Source organism: Chitinophaga sp. XS-30 (assembly GCF_008086345.1).
Taxonomy (GTDB): domain Bacteria; phylum Bacteroidota; class Bacteroidia; order Chitinophagales; family Chitinophagaceae; genus Chitinophaga.
The window spans coordinates 252,854-270,986 of the sequence record NZ_CP043006.1; the positions used below are offsets into that span (position 1 = coordinate 252,854).

At 52.2% G+C, this 18,133-nt stretch carries 11 protein-coding genes; 3 read left to right on the forward strand and 8 right to left on the reverse strand.

All coding sequences use genetic code 11. From position 1 onward, the window contains the following. Positions 1 to 8 precede the first annotated feature (8 nt). Together FW415_RS01035 and FW415_RS01040 are read left to right on the forward strand one after the other, a co-directional pair. Positions 9 to 920: a lytic transglycosylase domain-containing protein gene (locus tag FW415_RS01035; RefSeq protein WP_148382459.1), complete on the forward strand. Its 912-nt coding sequence runs from the start codon at positions 9 to 11 to the stop codon at positions 918 to 920. A gap of 103 nt (positions 921 to 1,023) precedes the next feature. Further along, the gene (locus FW415_RS01040) at positions 1,024 to 1,584 is read left to right on the forward strand and encodes a porin family protein (RefSeq protein ID WP_148382460.1); all 561 of its coding nucleotides are present in this window, start codon (positions 1,024 to 1,026) and stop codon (positions 1,582 to 1,584) included. A 4-nt stretch (positions 1,585 to 1,588) separates the two neighbouring features. On the opposite strand, the gene FW415_RS01045 is transcribed toward FW415_RS01040, so the two are convergent. From FW415_RS01045 to FW415_RS01080, 8 genes are all read right to left on the reverse strand, one after another. Continuing rightward, on the reverse strand, positions 1,589 to 4,648 hold the full coding sequence (locus FW415_RS01045) for a glycosyl hydrolase (RefSeq protein ID WP_148382461.1): 3,060 nt from the start codon (positions 4,646 to 4,648) through the stop codon (positions 1,589 to 1,591). Between the two features lie 196 nt (positions 4,649 to 4,844). Continuing rightward, complete coding sequence (locus FW415_RS01050; RefSeq protein WP_148382462.1) at positions 4,845 to 7,064, reverse strand: family 78 glycoside hydrolase catalytic domain; 2,220 nt, start codon at positions 7,062 to 7,064, stop codon at positions 4,845 to 4,847. Positions 7,065 to 7,150: 86 nt separating this feature from the next. Further along, complete coding sequence (locus tag FW415_RS01055) at positions 7,151 to 8,878, reverse strand: RagB/SusD family nutrient uptake outer membrane protein (RefSeq protein ID WP_148382463.1); 1,728 nt, start codon at positions 8,876 to 8,878, stop codon at positions 7,151 to 7,153. 18 nt (positions 8,879 to 8,896) lie between these two features. Next, complete coding sequence (locus FW415_RS01060; protein WP_168208612.1) at positions 8,897 to 12,235, reverse strand: TonB-dependent receptor; 3,339 nt, start codon at positions 12,233 to 12,235, stop codon at positions 8,897 to 8,899. A 344-nt stretch (positions 12,236 to 12,579) separates the two neighbouring features. Further along, complete coding sequence (locus FW415_RS01065) at positions 12,580 to 13,833, reverse strand: FecR family protein (RefSeq protein WP_148382464.1); 1,254 nt, start codon at positions 13,831 to 13,833, stop codon at positions 12,580 to 12,582. Between the two features lie 201 nt (positions 13,834 to 14,034). Then, on the reverse strand, positions 14,035 to 14,628 hold the full coding sequence (locus FW415_RS01070) for an RNA polymerase sigma factor (RefSeq protein WP_168208613.1): 594 nt from the start codon (positions 14,626 to 14,628) through the stop codon (positions 14,035 to 14,037). A 186-nt stretch (positions 14,629 to 14,814) separates the two neighbouring features. Next, a complete protein-coding gene (locus FW415_RS01075; protein ID WP_148382466.1) occupies positions 14,815 to 15,480 on the reverse strand; it encodes a class I SAM-dependent methyltransferase in 666 nt (221 codons plus the stop codon). A 58-nt stretch (positions 15,481 to 15,538) separates the two neighbouring features. Next, a complete protein-coding gene (locus tag FW415_RS01080; protein WP_210420880.1) occupies positions 15,539 to 16,555 on the reverse strand; it encodes an amidohydrolase family protein in 1,017 nt (338 codons plus the stop codon). 176 nt (positions 16,556 to 16,731) lie between these two features. Here FW415_RS01080 and FW415_RS01085 point away from each other — a divergent pair, with 176 nt between their 5' ends. Next, positions 16,732 to 18,084, forward strand: coding sequence for a serine hydrolase (locus FW415_RS01085; protein WP_168208614.1), 1,353 nt, complete (start codon positions 16,732 to 16,734; stop codon positions 18,082 to 18,084). Positions 18,085 to 18,133 lie beyond the last annotated feature (49 nt).

The window sequence follows — 18,133 nt, forward strand, 5'->3', positions numbered from 1 at the left end:
TTTTTCCTATGAACAACAAATTTACATTCGGTTTACTGGTGTTTCTGGCAGGAGGAGTTACGGCCTTTTTGATCATCAGCCAGTTATCGTTCAAAGAAGATACGGAAACTGTTGCGGAAGAGCAAACTACCGTATCCATGGTGCCTGAACTGCCTGCGCAGATGGATTTTGCCGGAGAGGCCGTACCGCTGGACCGCCGGGATGTGCAGGAGCGGCTGGACAGGGAACTGCTGTACAATTATTACTATAAACCCAACGTCCTTTTCACCATAAAGCTGGCCAACCGTTACTTCCCGGCCATATCCGAACGGCTGAAGGCCAACGGCGTACCGGATGATTTCAAATACCTCTGCGTAGCGGAAAGCAACCTGATGGCCACAGCCATTTCAAGGGTCGGAGCGGTGAGCTTCTGGCAGTTCATGAACAGCACAGCGCCGCAATATCAACTATTGATCAACAACGAAGTGGACCAGCGGTATGACCTGGAAAAGTCCACTGACGCCGCCTGTAAATACCTGAAGCAGGCATATGACCGTTTCGGCAGCTGGACAGCCGCGGCGGCATCCTACAACTGCGGGATGGGCGGCTATAACAACCAGGCTACTTTTCAAAAGACCACTCATTATTACGACCTGCATCTGCCCGAAGAAACGAACCGCTATATCTACCGGATACTCACTTTCAAACATCTGCTGAACAATGCCGCGGCAATGGGCTTCGTGCTGGACAGCACGGACCTGTACGAGCCCGTGCCTTTCAGGGAGATTGAGGTAACCCGCACGATTCCCAACCTGGCTACGTTCGCCATTGAACATGGTACAACGTATAAAATACTGAAGCTGATGAATCCCTGGATCAAAGGCCGCACGCTAACCGTCAGGCCGGGAAGGGACTATGTGCTGAAACTCCCGGAAGAATAAACCGGCAGCCTGCAGGTTAATCCAATTGCGCTATCCGTTAAATGAGCAATGCAACCAAAGCCCCGTCCTCCCATCTTTGTGCGCAACAAAAAAGCATAACCCCATGAAAAAAGTCATGATACTGATGGCGCTGGTCACACAGGCATCCATCGTAAACGCGCAAACGAAAATAAGTTTCGGCCCCAAAGCAGGCGTCAACTTCTCGGTATGGACCGGCGAAGGGTCGCAGGGAGCGGCATTCCGGACAGGGTATTATGCGGGAGGATTTGTTTCCGTTCCCGTCAGCAAAAGCTTTTCCCTGCAACCCGAGTTAATGTATTCACTGGAAGGCACGGACCATAACGTTACAAAATATACGGACAAGTACCTCCGGCTGCCCTTCCTGTTCCAATACCGGCATTCCAGCGGCTTTCATGCAGAAGCAGGGCCACAGATCGGATGGCTGATCAGCACCTGGGCAAAAATGAAGAATGGCGACCCGGACGTTGATGCAAAAGAAATGCGCGCTCCGCTGGAGACCTCCCTCGGATTCGGATTTGGATGGCAGCTCAAAGCCGGCATCGGATTTAATTTCCGTTACAATGCAGGCATATCAGGCCTGGGCGACAATTCCAAATTGAAGGCTGCCAACATCGGCATTGGCGCTTATTACGCATTCCGCTAAACCGCTATGGCCGCACGGGGTACGACTGTAAACGCACCGGCCCCAGCAGCCCGGATTTCCGCAACGGATAGTCCCGGTCAAATTTTCGTACGTTCGTTTTCGTGAGCCTTTGTTCTTCCGGCAGATATTGATCGCCAATGATGCGGTTTGGCCAGAGGTTCACCACTTTTATCTGCAAGGTGTTCGTTCCTTCTTTCACGAATGCGGAGATATCGCCCCGGAAGGGATGCGTCCACCATACGCCGGTGTGCTTCCCGTTCACGGTCACTTCCGCGAGGTTATACATTTCGCCGAGGTCCAGGTGCACACTTTTCCCTTTCAATTGCTCCGGAGCAAGCGTAAAGGTATTTTCATAGATGGCAGTACCGGAGTAGTATTTGATGCCAGGATCGCTGTGTTCCGTCCATGAGATCAGCGTGTCAAATGTTGTTTTCTCCGGGCCTCCCCATTCCCTGGAGAAGCTTACCTGCCATGGTGTGGTGATGGTTTGTGCAGCCGGGATATCCGCCTTTATATTGCTTACCGTGTTGTCATGCTTCGTCAGCTGGTAATCACCATCCAGGGCATACCGTATATTGCCATCCGGCAGGGAAGCGAAAGGACTGATATCAAAGGTGTCCGCCGGCAGTTCGGGGAAAAGCTGCTGGCCGTTCCGGCTGATGGATGTATAATACGTGCCCTCCGGCTGCTTTCTGAATACAACGAACACGGAGCCGAACGGATCGAGGAACAGCGGCAGCTGCACACGGCCTCCGGTTGTCGAAAAAATATGCTGCGGCGTGATCGTTCCTTTATCAGGATTCCACAGCTCCGGCGCTTTGCCATTCACACGGAAGCTTGTCTGAATGTACTCCGGGCGCTCGTTCCGGTTGACGATGTAGTATATCTCCGCTTCAGGTGTCGTTCTGTGTATGAAGTCGATAAGTGCACCTGATTTACGGCTGCTGTAAGAAAAATCAGGTTGACGGCCCTTATCTGAAAGCACTTCCCGGATCGTTTTGCCGAATACCACTTTTCCCTCGCCATAAACATGCTCAACAACCGTTTTCCCGTCGATGTCACCCCAGAGCAATTGCGATAACTCCTGCACTTTTTGCTCCGCGGCCTGCCGGTCTTTCAAGCCTGTGGAAGAAACCGGCCGGGGCCCGATGACCGTAGCGCCTTTCTTTACCAGCTGCGCTATTTTTTCCAGCACAGCGGGCGGGATCACCTTCCAGTCCGGCAGTACCAGCACTTCATAGCCCATGCCGTCCGGCAGTACGATCCGTCCGTCCTTCACGTCCATGCGGGTGAGGATCACGTCCGTATTGCAGACATCGTAATCATACCCTTCTCCCAGGTCCGGATCAATATGTTTCAACGGCACCTGGTTAGGCACATTATCGCCGTAATAATAACAGACATCCGCTACGAACAGGCCCCGCGAAAGCATGAAAGCATTACGGGCATTCCATTGCAGGAAAGCCGGGGCCTGCTTCCACCAGGTAACATTCTGGTTGAAGTGCGTACCGGCGAAATATTCATTTCCCGGAATGCCTGCATCCTTCGGAGAATGCGTGAAAGTATGTATCACCAGGCGGTTCAGGCCTTCGCAATACACCCGGTCCAGCGTGGGCTTCATGTACGCGAAATCCTCTTCCCAATGCGGACCAATGCTGGTGGGGCCTTCGGCCTGCACGAACCTTTTGCCGTAGATATGCGCTGCGGACGCCGCCTGCTTTACATAAAGCCGGCGATGCGGTTCTACGCGATGCGTAGTAGCCCTGATCCAGAATTCTCCCATGGGAACAGCATTCAGGCTGAGGTTCTTCAATGCATCAATGGGCGCGGGATGAGGACCACCGCTTTCAGAATGAATGGCCAGCCCTTCTTTTTCCGCCAGTTCGCTGAACCGCTGATAGTGATTCTTGTAAATAAGATCGGCTATCGTTCTCCGGAAATCATACAGGAAACGGTTGGATACATCGCGGCTGCCGATGATCCTGCCGGTGAGCACGGGCAGGAATTTCGTGATCTCATAACCATTGGCTGCGCTGAATTCCGCAGGAAAGGCGGACGTCCAGTTGGAGGCGCCAAGCTCCCAGCTGTCGTCATGCAGGTACTTCAGGCTTTTGGCAGGCTTGCCTTTTGTCAGCACGCTCACCACACTGTCGTATTGCACATCCATCGCGGCCGTACTCATATAATCTATGGCAAGCCCGCCACCACCCGGACTATGGGTGGAGACTTGGATGCCCGTACCGGTGTACCCGAAGCGCATGATGAGATACCTGCCTTCCGGGACTTCCCAGCTGATCCGGCCCTGCTCATCCACAAAGGAACTGATATCGGTCACATCGTTCAGACCGGCATTGGAATCATTGGCCGGCAGTGAATCTTCTTTCATGAAAATGCCCCAGTCATAACCCAGGCCGTTCTTTGTAAAGGGGATATTATAAATGCTGTGCACCGCTTTGATGTTCATATTTTCCAGCGGCTGCACACTGTCGCCGTTGAGCTTCACAGCCAGTACTGCAACGGGTTTGTAGTATGGTTCGCTGCTGCCTTCAGGCGTGAACAGCTTCGCAGGCATGGGCAGGGTATCCGTCAGTTTGCGGGGGCCTTCAATATGCAATTCGCTCCAGACCAGTTTTTTCGAAGCCAGTTCCGGCGTTACCCAGGGGCCGCCATCATTCCAGCCGCTGCCGATGTTCAGGCTGATCTCCAGGTCAAGACTGTCGGCCACATGACAGGTGTAGTGAAAAAGGTCTATCCATTCCGGGCTCATGAACACGGGGCCTGCCGTTGTTCTGGCCATTTTGTTATAGGAGGATGAACCCGCATCGAAAAGAATGGCGCCTTTGATACCAGCGTTCTTCATTTCTGTGAGGTCTGTCAGAATACCTTCCCGGCTGATGTTACCCTCCAGCCACCACCAGAACACGCGGGGCTTTGCCTCATCAGGTGGATTGGCGAAACCTTCGGCCAGGCCGGGACCCTCGTCTCCGGTCATTTTGCTGTTCACACAACTGTTCAGTACATAACATAACGAGAGAAAAAGGAATTTATAAAGCAGATGTTTCATGCGTCGGATTTAAAAAGATGATTAAATGCAGATGAAGAGGACGTATCAACGTCCGGTACGCCTCGTTATCCGGGGAATAGCGGATTCCGTTATCGTTTATGTGACGGGCAAATTTTCCCGCATAAAATGCCTTATCCGCTTACGCATCCCGGTATTCCCGAAAAGCGCCGGCATAGCGGATTGGTGAGCTACTTCTTCATTTCTCTTTCACAAGGATATCATATTCCCCACCACCCAATGTGGTCAGCATTTTAACGGTTTCGCCATTGACGGTTATTGCTGCACCATTTTGTACCGGCAGTATTACTTCCGCGATAGTATTGGCCGGTATGGCCACCTTCATCCGGAATTCACCCGGACTTTGCCGGAACGCCATCCGGATATATCCTTTGATCGTTGGCAGCTGCAGGGAAGCCCAGGGGAGGCTGCCGGGCTGCGGTTTGATGCGGAAGCGGGACCAGCCGGGCTGAAGCGGTTCTATACCCATCAGCTTGCGGGGAATGATGTTAGCAGGCACAGCGCCCCAGGCATGGTTCCAATCCTGGTTGGGCTTGTATTTATTATCCCAGGCCTCCATGGCAATAGTACTGCCGGCGCGGATCATGTTATACCAGCTGCGTTCCTGCTGCGAGCTGAGGAGCGACAGGCCGTATGCCGCATCACCCGCATCATACACCGCATCCATCAGGAACTGGCTGCCGTACACGCTGCAGGCCATACCACGGGAACGGATGAACGATGCTACTGATGCTTTGTGCCGCTCTTCCACCAGGCCGAATGCCATGGCGAACATATTGGCATGCAGGGATGCGTGATCGGTGCCGATGCCATCGCGAAAAACTTTCTGCCTGTTATTCCAGAGCAGGCGCTGAAAGCTCTTTTTCATGCGATCAGCGCGGGCGGCGAATGAAACAGCGTCTTCGTTGTTGCCGAGCGCTCCGGCCAGCTGTTGCATATCGCGGAGCGCCTTGTAGTAATAAGCGTTAATGACGGTGTTATAGTCCATAAATACGAATCCGTCCGTTTCCCCGCCTTCGGATTTGCCCAGCCCCAGGATGCCGGAATGCGGCCAGTCCACAATATCCCGCAGCGCTTTGCCATTGTAATGAATGGCTTTCAGCAGTTCGGGGGATTGTTTGCCGGTGCGGGTACTGATGAGGCCGTTCTCTCCTTCGAGGGGAATGAGCAATTTGGCCTTCAGGTCGTTATAGTGATAGCGGGCAGAACGGATATCACCGGTGTACAGGTAGTCGTTCCAGGCCATCAGCACGGATTGCAGTATCCATTCCGTGGGCCAGGTGGCATGATGAAGGAGATATTCGTGTGAACGCCTCGCCATGCTGAACTCCCTGTCTGCGGCATAATGCCCCAGCTGGTTGATGTAGGCATCTGCCTCATATGGAATGCGCTCCCGGTCGCCATCCACATAAATACCCGTGAAAGAGGTCGCTTTCATGCTGTATTTGCATAGTTCCCAAACGGCATTCAGTACAGTGTCCGCACTGAGAAAATGCGCGGCTGAATCATTGAAGGGATAGTTTACCGCTACCCTGGTTACATCTGTTTGTTGCAAGGCGCCTTTATAACCTTCGATCTCGCAGTAGCGGAATGGCAGCACCTCTCCGATATAATCCGGCATTTTGATGGCCTGCGGGCCGGTGTTCCGTCTATCCGGACGGATCTGTACCTGGTAGGTATGGAGGCCCGGCCTCAGCGGCAGGGTGTACACCTGGTAGCGGATGGTGCCGCCGGGTTGCCGGTTGATGGAGCCGTCCGGATGGACCGCCTCGCCGAGGTGTACCCGCACCGTATCATGATCTCCGGCAGCTTGCAGGCGCAGTTTTATCTGCCCGAAAGCCGCCTTTCCGAAATCTGCGTGATATACATTTGTGCGTTTATACAATGCGGCGGGCAACTGGTCCGTTTTCTGCAACGGGTATCCGGCGGATGCATAATCCGTCAACACAGTATCGGTGACAAAAATGCGCGGGGCGGAATAATGGCTTTCTAAGCCGCTGCCGTCCCATATTTTCACTTTCCAGTAGTAATGCTTGCCGGGCTGCAATGGCTTGCCGTTGTACATAATACCGGTGGAGGTGGCTGCCATCACTTTATCGGAATCCCAGAAATTACCACGGTCTCTCAACAATGTATCCGGATGATCGGCCAGTAAAATGCGGTAGGCACTTTGTTGCAGGTCCGCCGTATAACCCGGAATAGCCCAGCTGAAGGCCGGCTGGCGACTGGCGATCCGTACGGAAGGTGTGGCCTGAGATGGCTGAACGGGATATCCGTGCAGCACATGCATATCTGTGTAAGCCAGCAGATCGCACAGCAGGCCGTCCGGTGCGGGCACCTGTGCGTAGGCCGGGAGTACGAAAATGACTGCGATGAAAAAAGCGAGTTTTCTGAGCATAATGGTAAAGATATTCGCGGCTGCTTAAAAAAAGAACATGAGGCCGACCAGTTTTTTAGTCCGCCTCATGTTCACTTTCAGCCAGTTTATCTGATCCAACCTTCGTTCTGTGCCAAAGGTTCGTCTTTATTCGTATCGATAACCCCCTGCGGAATAGGCCACAGGTTGTAGTTAAAGGTCAGTGTAGCTTGCGCTTCCGGCCAATATGCATATTGTTTGATGCGGCTTGTTGCGATAGTTCCACCCATGCGCAGCAAGGTGTTCCAGCGGCATTCCTCGTACACCAGTTCGCGTGCACGCTCGTCCAGGATCATGTTGAAATTATCGTCCATATCTGCAGCGGTCACCATGTAGGTGCATTGCGCACGATCGCGCAGGAGATTGATGTCCGCCGCCGCACCCGGTTTGTTGCCCATACGCTGTTTTGCTTCCGCGCGGAGCAGAATGGTTTCGGGGAGGCGGATGAAATAATCATCGCGGAAAAGGTTGCTCATATTCTCCCCATCAGCAAGGCCGGTGTATTTATCCGTCGCGATCTTGCAGGAGACGGGGTAGCAGAGACTTCTGTTATTCTTGTTGGTGGTAGCGTCTGCGCTGCCTTCGTACATTACGGACCAGGGTACGGGCACACCGTAGTATGGTGAAGTGGAAACGTTGCCATTGAATATCCTTCGGAAAACGATATCGGAGTTCCGCATGTCATCTTCCCATTTGTCTGCATAGATATCATCGCGGGTGTACATGGTAGGTATCATCTGCGAGATGCCCCGGCCGCCAACGTCTACGCCGGTACCGGTGAGGTGGTCTTTTGCACCGTCGCGGAATACGGGGCCGTAAGTGCGGGAATAGGGGAGTTTGGATCTACCGTCTTCCGCGCGGTACGCTGCATAATCGATCTGGATGGCCCAGATGCATTCGCTATTACCGTCCTGATAGTTCACATTTCTCTCCTGGAAGAGATCCCAATACACATTCCCCTGCGCTTCGTTCTGGCGGGAGCCGAAGCGGGTCTTCATCAGGGAATAGGTTCCGCCGTCTATTACCTTGTTGGCAAATTTTACGGATTCACCGTAAGCGGTCTGTGCATCGGCGGCCATTCCGTCCGCCGCCAGCTGTATGCCGAGGGCAAGATAGAGTTCCGCGAGGTTATGCTGCGCGGCGCCTCTTACCAGGCGTCCACCTTTGGTGGTGATTTCGGGGAGATCGTTTTCGATAGCCAGCAGCTCATCGATGGCGAACTGGTAGGTTTCCACGCGGGTGGCCCTTTTGAAATCGTACCGGGGTGTTGTGGTGATCTCTGTCACGATGGGCACGCCACCGAACAGCTCACCGAGATTGCGGTAGGCGAATGCGCGGAAGAAGCGGGCCTGCGCTACTACATATGCTTTTTCTTCTGCGGAGGACCAGGCGATCTGCGGTAACTCTGCGGCGTAGAGTGCCAGGTTCGCCTTGGAGATCATCTGGTACCAGGTGCTGTAGTTGTTATAAAAATGGCCGTGGTCGGCATTGATGTTACCGTAGTTGTTGAACGAATTTCCCCTGCGGATGCTTGGCACATCGAACATGTCTGTACCGTTGCCGCGGAACATAAAGATCCACTGCTCTTCCGAGGGATTGGCCCAGAGGTCGCGCATTTGGGAGTAGATGGAAACGAGTACCTGGTCTACCTGTGAAGAGGTGGCGAATGCATTGTCTACCGTGTAAAAGGTTTCAGGCTTTTCCATTAGGAAATCCATATCTGATTTGCAGCCGGCAGCACTCATCAAAAGCAGCAGCGCCCAGGTGGATGTATGTTTGAATATTGACTTCTTCATGTTTGCGTGGATTAGTGGTTAGAAACTGAAATTGGCGCCGATGGAAAAAGTGGTGGGTACCGGCAGGGTGTTCACTCTTACAGGCGTGCCTGTTTCCGGGTCTCCGCCGAACCAGTTGGTGATCGTAGCCAGGTTTCTTCCGCTGAGGAATACCCTTGCGCTGTTTACGCGTATTGCTTTGAGCCAGTCCTGCTTTACCCGCCAGGTAAGGGTCGCATCCTGCAACCTTACGAAGCTGCGGGACTGCAGGCCCAGGAAGCGACCATCTCCGGCGAAGTAGGCGGAGGGATATTCGTTGCTTCTGTTCTCTGGGGTCCAGTATGGCTTGGAAGTCATGTTGTCGTTAAAGCGGCCGGTTCCGGAGGTAAGGTAAGCTTCATCGTTGCTGGCCATATACCATCCGTTGCCGCCGAATACGCCGGCAAACATGATGTACAGGTCAAAGTCTTTGTAGGTGAAAGTATTGTTGATGCTCAGGCGGAAATTTTCTTTTCCATTTCCCAGTATTTTGCGGTCATCCGCAGAAATACCGGGATTTTTGTCGATATCCCTGTACTTGGGGGCACCAGGCGCTGCGCCGGTTAGCGCGATATAATCCGCGTCATCTTCCTGGACGATACCAATCTGCTCATATCCATAGATAGCACCTAGTGATTCACCGATGAACAGGCTGCTGGCGATGTCATCATCTTCCTTGCCATCGCCATCCAGGTCTTCGCCATAGAGCTTCACGAGCTTGTTCCGGTTGAGCCAGAAATTCAGACCGGTGCTCCAGGTGAAGTCGCGCTGCCGCATATTCACCGAACGTACGCTTACTTCCATCCCTTTATTGTTGACCTGCCCCAATGATGTTTTGATGGTTTTGAAGCCGGTCATCACCGGAATATTGCGGGTAAATATCTGATCTGTTGTCTGGGAAGAATACAGGTCTACATCCACAAACAATCTTTCCCCGAGCCAGGCAGATTCGAAGCCGGCGTTCCAGGCGGACGTAGTTTCCCAACCGAGGTCCGAATTGCCGAGGGCGTTCTGAAAGAGGCCGTAATTAATAACGCCGGGGGTATTGGAAAACTCATAGCGAACGCCTCCCGAGGCCGCATTGGCGATAGTAGACAAGGTACCGTATGGCCCGATACTCTGGTTACCATTCTGGCCCCAGGAAACTTTGAGTTTAAGATTATCCAGCGATTTGACATTCTTCATGAAATTCTCTTCTGTGATACGCCAGGCGAGGCCTGCGGCACCGAAGTGCGCCCATTTGTTGTTTGCGCCGAAAACAGAAGCGCCATCACGGCGGAAGGAGCCTGTGAAGAAATATTTGCTGTTGAAGGAATAACTCACACGGCCGAGGTAGCCGATATTGGCGCGCTCTGTGGCGTCAAGCGTAACCCTTTGCACGGTTGCCTTGTGCAATCCCCACAGGCCCAGCGCCGTATTGCCATTGGCGGCAAAATCACTCCCGGTAGTATTGATGCGGTCCCATCTCGTGTAATCGCGGGTAGCAACCAGCGTTACATCAACATTGTGGCTACCGAAATTGTTCTTGTAATTGATGATGTTATCGAATACATAGCTGTAGGTATTATCGTTTTGCATGTACCCGTTCGCGCGGGCGAGGAAGCCTTGTACGGTGGCAGGGGAATACCTGTCGAGCCCTTCGCCTTCCTGCACGTAATATCCCTCATAGTAGAAATTACCGGAACGCCATTTCTCCTGGTTGATCAGGTAGGTAGCGCGATAGCTGAGCCCTTTCACCCAGGGAACGTTCACCACTGCGTATGCATTCATACGATAGTTATGACGAACGTCATCATTGTCCCGGGTACCGCTGATGGCATCCCAGAGAGGGTTTACAGATGACTGCGTATAGGGATACTTTTCAAGGTTGCCCTGATCGTCGCGGAACATTACGCCGTAGGGAGACATCGTCTGCGCCGACCCAACATTGGCGGCTACCCCGGAATAGTCCCTCTTGTTGAAGCTTCCGTCTATCCCTACTTCCAGCCAGGAAGTGATGTTGGTTTTCAATTTAGCGAGTACGGAAATACGGTTGAAGTCATCTCCATAAATGATCCCTTTATTATCATCGTAGGACGTGGAAAGATAGTAGTTCACATTCTGCGTAGCGCCGGAAACAGACGCCTGATAGCTTTGAATCACACCGGTACGGGTTACTTCGTCCAGCCATACGGTTTCCTTACCGGCGTCCCTGTTAGCGATTTCGCCGGGTTTGAGCCAGTTGGTGGAGCCAGGGGTATAGCGGTTACGCGCATTCACTACTTCCAGCCATTCCTCTCCTTTCATCATCACCGGTTTATTTTGCCAGCTCTGCCAGCCAGTGGAAGTGTTAAAAGAGATCGAAGGCTTGCCCTGGCGACCTTTCTTTGTGGTAATGGCAATTACGCCATTAGCGGAACGGGAGCCGTAGGCTGCCGCAGAAGTGGCATCTTTCAGAATGTCGAAGCTGGCGATATCGTTTGGGTTGATGTCGGCCAGGCTACCCATATAAATCGTGCCATCAAGGACGATAAGTGGTCGGTTCAGCGCAGCTCTCGTATCGTTATCCCCGATGGAATTCTGTCCACGCACCACAATTGAAGGCTCTCCGCCTGCGGAGTTGCTTGCACCAACGCTCAAACCGGAAACATTGCCTTTGATCGCCTCCAGCGCACTCATATTCGGCATCTGGGCCAGCGGTGAACCTTCCAGCTTCACGGAGCTTACTGATCCGGTGAAGTCTTGCCGCCGCGCCGTACCATAACCAATCACCACAAAATTTTCCAGTGTCGTGGATTCTTCTTTCAGCGCTACCGTTACATTCGCCAGGTTCTCCGGTTTGATAGTAATGGTAGTGTACCCCAGCATAGATATTTCCAACTCCACTTCCGTTCCATCGGGAACGGACAATGTAAATTCTCCGTTAGCATTGGTGGTTGTGCCTGTGGTGCTGTTCTTCAGTTTGATGCTGGCGCCCGGCAACGGTTCTCCTTTTTCGCTCGTTACCCGGCCTTTTATAGTGATCACCACCGGCAAGGCCCTCAGCACAATAGGCTCAGCCGTTTCCTCTTTTTTCTTCACCACTATGATCTGTTTTACAATCGCATAATTAAAGGGCTGGCCGGAAAAACAGGCGTCCAGCGCTTCTTTCAGCGTAACTTCCTGCAGGTCAAGGGATACTTTTTTAGCGTTTTTCAGCAAGCGCTCATTAAAAAAGAAATGATAGCCGCTTTGCTTGCCGATCTCGGTAAACACCTTTTCCAATGGGCTATTCTTCACATGAATGGTGATCTGCTGGCTGAAGCCCTCTGCACTGACCTGGAGGCAGGCCGCAAGAAGAATAATTGCCGTTAGTTTCATAATAAGGAATGTTTTTCTGAAGGGCCGCCGGCTGTTTTTTTGAGCGTGGTCAGGCCCCAAAGCACCCGTGGAATTCGATAGCTTTAATTTCATAACTTAGAGTTGTTTGGGTTTGCGGAATAATCAGTTTTAGCCAATTGTATTATATCACACAGGCCCAGGCATCCGGCCGGGAGTACCCTCATACTTCCGGCTTTCTTTTTCCTGGTCTGTCCTTATAAACATTTTGCGGACCTGCCTGCTATCTGCTCAGCCTGGCAGGTGGATGGATCTCTGGTTTAGTCGTTAGGTTTTGCTACTGCTTGTTTTTCAGTTCACTTCCCGGCGCGGTTGCGGCACCGTTGTTATGGATTGATCGTTACGACTCTTTGGTCGATTCTGACATTTACATCGCTATACATTAATATCTCGAGGAACTGCGACAGGTTCACATTCCTGGGTAGTGTTCCGCTGAAGAGGTCCCGCGGTACACCGTTCGGGTACTCCACTTTTATATCGTACCACCTTTCCGCCTGGCGCATCATGGCGCTTACATCGGCTTGCGTGAACTTGAAATATCCGTCTTTCCAGGCAATGACCTGGCTGATATCTACATCATCGGTTATTTTTACAGGTGTATTGAATATGGCCTGCTGACCCGGACTGAGGGTCACGGCCGCTTCTCCTGCTTTCCGTATTTTTACCGCGCCTTCCAGCAGTGTTGTTTTTACGGCGGCTTCATCATCATACGCATTGATATTGAAATGTGTGCCGAGCACTTCTACAGCCCCTTTCTGCTCCCCGGAAGCGGATATAATGTCTACGATGAAAGGCACTCTGGTGTTGGCTTCCTTCAGTGCAGCCACTTCAAAATATACTTCCCCGCTGACCTTTACCTTTCTTTCCTTACCGGTAAATGCGGTAGGATAGGTAATGGAGGATGCCGCGTTCAACCAGACCGCAGTGCCGTCCGGCAAAACGATGCGATATGCGCCTCCGCGCGGTGTACGCACGGTATTGTACATGACCTCTAAAGCCTTTCCGTTACCCGCATCGTACGCCAGCTGGCCATTGGCAAGTTTCATTACCCTGACATTCCCCTGTTGGCTTAACAGCCCGTTGGCAGCACTGTCCAGCGTGATACTGGAGCCATCCCCAAGGGTCAGAATGGCTTTATTCCCTCCCGGCAACACCTCCTGTTGCACCGGCACAGTACGGAGGGCCAAAGTTTCCGGTGTTGACTGCCTGCCCTTTAACCAGAACAGGGCTGTTGCGGCAAACACCAGGCAGGCGGCAGCCGCCCACCACAGGTAACGCCTCCTGCGCGGCGCGGCCTCTCCTTCTCCGGATACAGGCATCTCTTTTAATAAAGTTTTGCGATCAGCTGCATCAGCCGGCATAGTATGGAGAAGAGGGCGGACATTTTCAAGCACCCTGCGTTTGGCGGTATCGTCCGCCAGGCTTTGGTATTGCGGGTTATTCCATACATCCTGCATAAAGCGCTGCCATGCCTTTTTGTTCGCAGGCTCCTGCAAGGCTTGCCAAAGGCGCTCGAATTCCCCGGCAGAAAGTTCTTCCGCCAGGTATTTTTCCAATAATTGCCTCAAATCATCCTGCATAAAGAAACGCTTTACGGTATAAAGACCGTTAAGCAGCGAAAAAGGAAGTGCCGGAAAGAAAAAAAATTCAGAAGAATGATAAGTTGTTATTACAGAACAAGTTACAAGTGAAATATGGTCCACAAACGACTCCGGGGAGCAGTCGGTATCCCCGCTCAACTCCTTTACGGCCGCATCATGTTCCGTAAACGGCCACCCGGCTCAATCCTGCCGGAAGAGGCAGCTGTAAAGACTTGTGAGCAAAATGGCATGTTCCTGCATATACTTTCTGAGAAAAGCGATGGAACGAACGATGTAGTCTTTCACAGCCGCGCGGCTCACGCCCATCTGACGGCTGATCTCCTCGTGGCTGAGGCCCTTTTCCCGGCTTAAGCGGAAGGCTTTCTGCTGCTGTGGCGGCAGCCTGCGGATACCGGCTTCCACCACGGATTGCAGTTCCTTCAGTTCAGTCCGTATCCCGGCATCTTCGGCCGCAACGGCCATACGGGAACTGAGGTAATGCTGGTAAGCGTCTTCCAGCTTCATCCGGCTCATTTTCTTGAAGATGAGGTTCCGGGCGCAGACGAACAGAAAACCGTCCAGGCTTTGGATACCCGCCGCTTTTTCGCGGTATTGCCAGAGCTGGAGAAACACTTCCTGGGAAATGTCCTGCGCCAGCTGCGGGGATTTTGTCAGCACCAGGGCCGAGGCGTACACCTTATTCCAGTAATGATCAAATAACTTGCAGAAAGCGTCCTCACTTCCCGCAGCCATCTCGTGGAGCAATAGTTGGTCAGTATAAGGTGAATTTGACAAATAAACAGCTACTTTATGAAGTAAATTTACGAAATATAACCACCCCAAAATAGCATTCAGGGGGAATTGCGCAACCTGCTCCGTCATGCTCCCCTGCAGCATGGTTATATTCCAAAAGGATCGCAGCGACCGTCAGCGCAAGCGGACGACACAGATACCGGTCTCAAGCTGCGGTATGACGGGAAATCATGCCCCCCGCTCCATCACACTCCCCTGTAAAAACGTCATCTTCTCGAACGATGCCGTTTCTTTAAACCCTGCATTCAGCCACAACTCCTTGGATACAGGATTGGCGTACAATATTTTCAAGGGCCGCTCCTTCCGCTGCAGACTGTCCAGCACCTGCTGAATGAACGCCTCCATGATCCGGTCGTTAAAAGGATTGAAGAGGAAGATAACGCCGATAGATTCCGGGATGGAATAATAACGGGCATCTGTACAATTAATCGTTACAGTAACACCCGGATGCCGCTTTTCCAGGATGCCCTTCACGGCAAAAGAAGCGCTGCATAGCTCAGGCGCAAATTCCACACCATGTATATCGGAAAAACCGTTCCCGGCGGCAATAGCCAGCACGCGGCCCAGGCCGGAGCCCACATCCAGGAAACCGGTCTTTTTATCTTCCGGTCTCAACTGGTCAAACAGCCTGCTCGCAGAATAATAGTTGACAGGCTCATATATCGTAATAAAATCCCGGTCCTCTTCACTGACAACACCGGCCAGGCTACTGGTACCTGTTGTGCGGATACCATACTTCCGCTCCCCTGCGATCTCATGCCGGATCACAAAGCAGGCCAGGCCGAAACCCCAGTGCCACCAGTAATAAAGAAAATAGGATATATACCTCATCACCTGAAGTTACGGCGATTTGGGAAGAAGATAAAACCGGGAAAGGCGGGAGTGTTCTTCTTTATTCAAAAAGGCTTTTATCAATATTCGGAATGATCTTCAACGCATTCCGGAAATACACTTTCTTCAGTATGTTATCCGGCAGGTTCATGCCGTACATGCGCCAGAAAGCATGGTATTTTTTATGATAAGGAAAATATTCGTCCGCCGTTTCCAGCACCCGGAAATAGGTGGAATATTCCGCGGGCTGCCAGGAATCCTTGCCGAACAGTATCCTGTCCTGGTACTTTTCGAAAAACTTCCGCGCCGCAATGGGCTGCCGCCCCAGTTCTGCGATCACGGCGCCGAACTCCACATACATATGCGGTATTTCCTCCATCAGCTCCGCGAGATGTGCCAGATCATTTGCATACCAGCCGAAATGGGCATTGATGAAAGTAGTGCGCGGATGTTTTTTGAACATCCGGTGCTGCTCCGCAATGATCTGCTCCCAGGGTGCGGGATTGTCCGGCCCTCTTCTCCGGCCGGGATGCGTTTTCAGCTCCAGCCAGCGTTCGTTCTGATCATCCGCTGGGTACCAGAATGGCTTGGGATCAGCCGCATGGATCAGTACCGGTATTTTCAGCGCTCCGCATTTCTCCCAGATGGCATCCAGGCGGGGATCGTCTATCGCTACCCGTTTCCCCGTGTTGTCCCTTACACTGAGGCCAAGGTTCTTGAACACCTTCAGCCCGTTTGCGCCGTTCTTCACATCAGTTTCCAGCTGCTGCACCGCTTTTTCCGTCCAGCCGGGTTCTCCGATGCCATTAAAACTGATATTGGCGAAAACGATGAATCGCTTCGGCGCATGCGCCCGGATATTATCGGTTTGCCTTTTCAACCCCTCGCCGTTACCACCGCTCAGGTTCACCATCACTTTCATGTTCAGGGCATCCATATCCTTCAGCACGCCATTGAGGTTCCCCGAACCGAGGCTCCGCTGATGGTTATGCACATCAATAAAAGGGAATTTCGCTTTGGAGAGCTTATGTTCCGGCACGACCAGCGTAGACGGGGGATCATATTGTTCAAAATCCATGCGTTGCCCGTCCTGTGCATACAACAGGCCGGCGCAAATGCATAAAGGGGCGGCGAGGGTAATAGATTTCCACATACAATAAATCTATATAATATTTCGTGCTTGTCATAATGGAAATGACAAGCGGCGATAGTTGCCGGAATTTTTTTCCTATATTGATGATAACTCGCATCAATATGAAAAAAACAAGCTCCGCCCTGTTCACCCTGTTACTCCTTGCCGCTTCTGCCCACAGCCAGCAAATACCCGCCCGGCTGGATACACTCATCACCGCCTGGGCTGACCAGTATAAATTCAACGGCACCGTGCTCGTGGCCCGCAAAGGTGAAATACTGCTCCATAAAGGATATGGATACCGGAATGTGAAAGACAGCATTCTTCATGATCAGCATTCCGTATTCCAGCTTGGCTCCGTTACCAAACAGTTTACGGCTTCCATTGTGCTGAAATTGCAGGAAGAACGCAAGCTTGGCATACAAGACAAGATCAGCAAATATTTCCCCGGGTATCCGAAAGGCGACAGCATTACCATCACCAACCTGCTCTCCCATACCTCCGGCATCTATAATTATACGAATGATCCGGCCTTCATGGCCAACGAAGTAAGCAAGCCCGCCAGCAGGGAAAAAATGATAGCGCTGTTCCGGGACAAGCCACTGCAGTTTTCTCCAGGTACACAATACAGTTACTCCAATTCCGGCTACAGTCTGCTGGGGTATATCATTGCCGATGCCACCGGTATGCCATATGAACAGGTGGTGCGCCGGTATATTTTCGGGCCCTTGCAGATGACGCATAGCGGTTTCGATTTCACGCATTTGTCCAATCCCGAAAAAGCAACGGGTTATTTCAACCTTACCGAAAGCGGCGCAATGCCCGCCCCTATTGTGGATTCTTCAGTTTCCTACGCCGCCGGGGCCATCTATTCCACTACGGGCGATCTGTACAAATGGCACCAATCCCTGCTGCAGCACAGTATCATCTCTGCGGCATCCTTAAAGCAGGCGCTTACCCGGTACAAAGACAAGTATGGTTTTGGCTGGATCATCGATTCCATTGCAGGGAAAGAAGTGGTGCTGCATGGCGGCGGCATTCACGGGTTTAACTCATTCATGGCTTCCATATTGGAAGATGATATATGCGTGGTAATGCTGAACAATTTTTCCAATCCCCATCTGGACAAGATATCCAAAGACATCTTTGCCATATTGTACAACCTCCCCTATCAACTGCCGAAACAGCGGATTGCCATTGCATTGCCTGCCGGCAGCCTGGAACAATACACCGGCGTTTACGAACTGTCGCCTGCGTTCCGGATCACTTTTACCGTAAAGGATGGCAAGCTGACCGGGCAACCCACCAACCAGTCCCCAGCCACGCTCTACGCGGAGCGGGAAGATCATTTTTTCCTGAAAGCCGTGGATGCGCAGGTCCGTTTCACGAGAGACAGCAGCCATCATGTGAACGGCATGATCCTGTACCAGAACGGTAGAGAAATGCCCGGCCGGAAAATGCCCATAGAAGATTGATCCGTTTGTTCCCAAAACCGTTCCCTGCATTCCGGATGCAGTGAGCTGC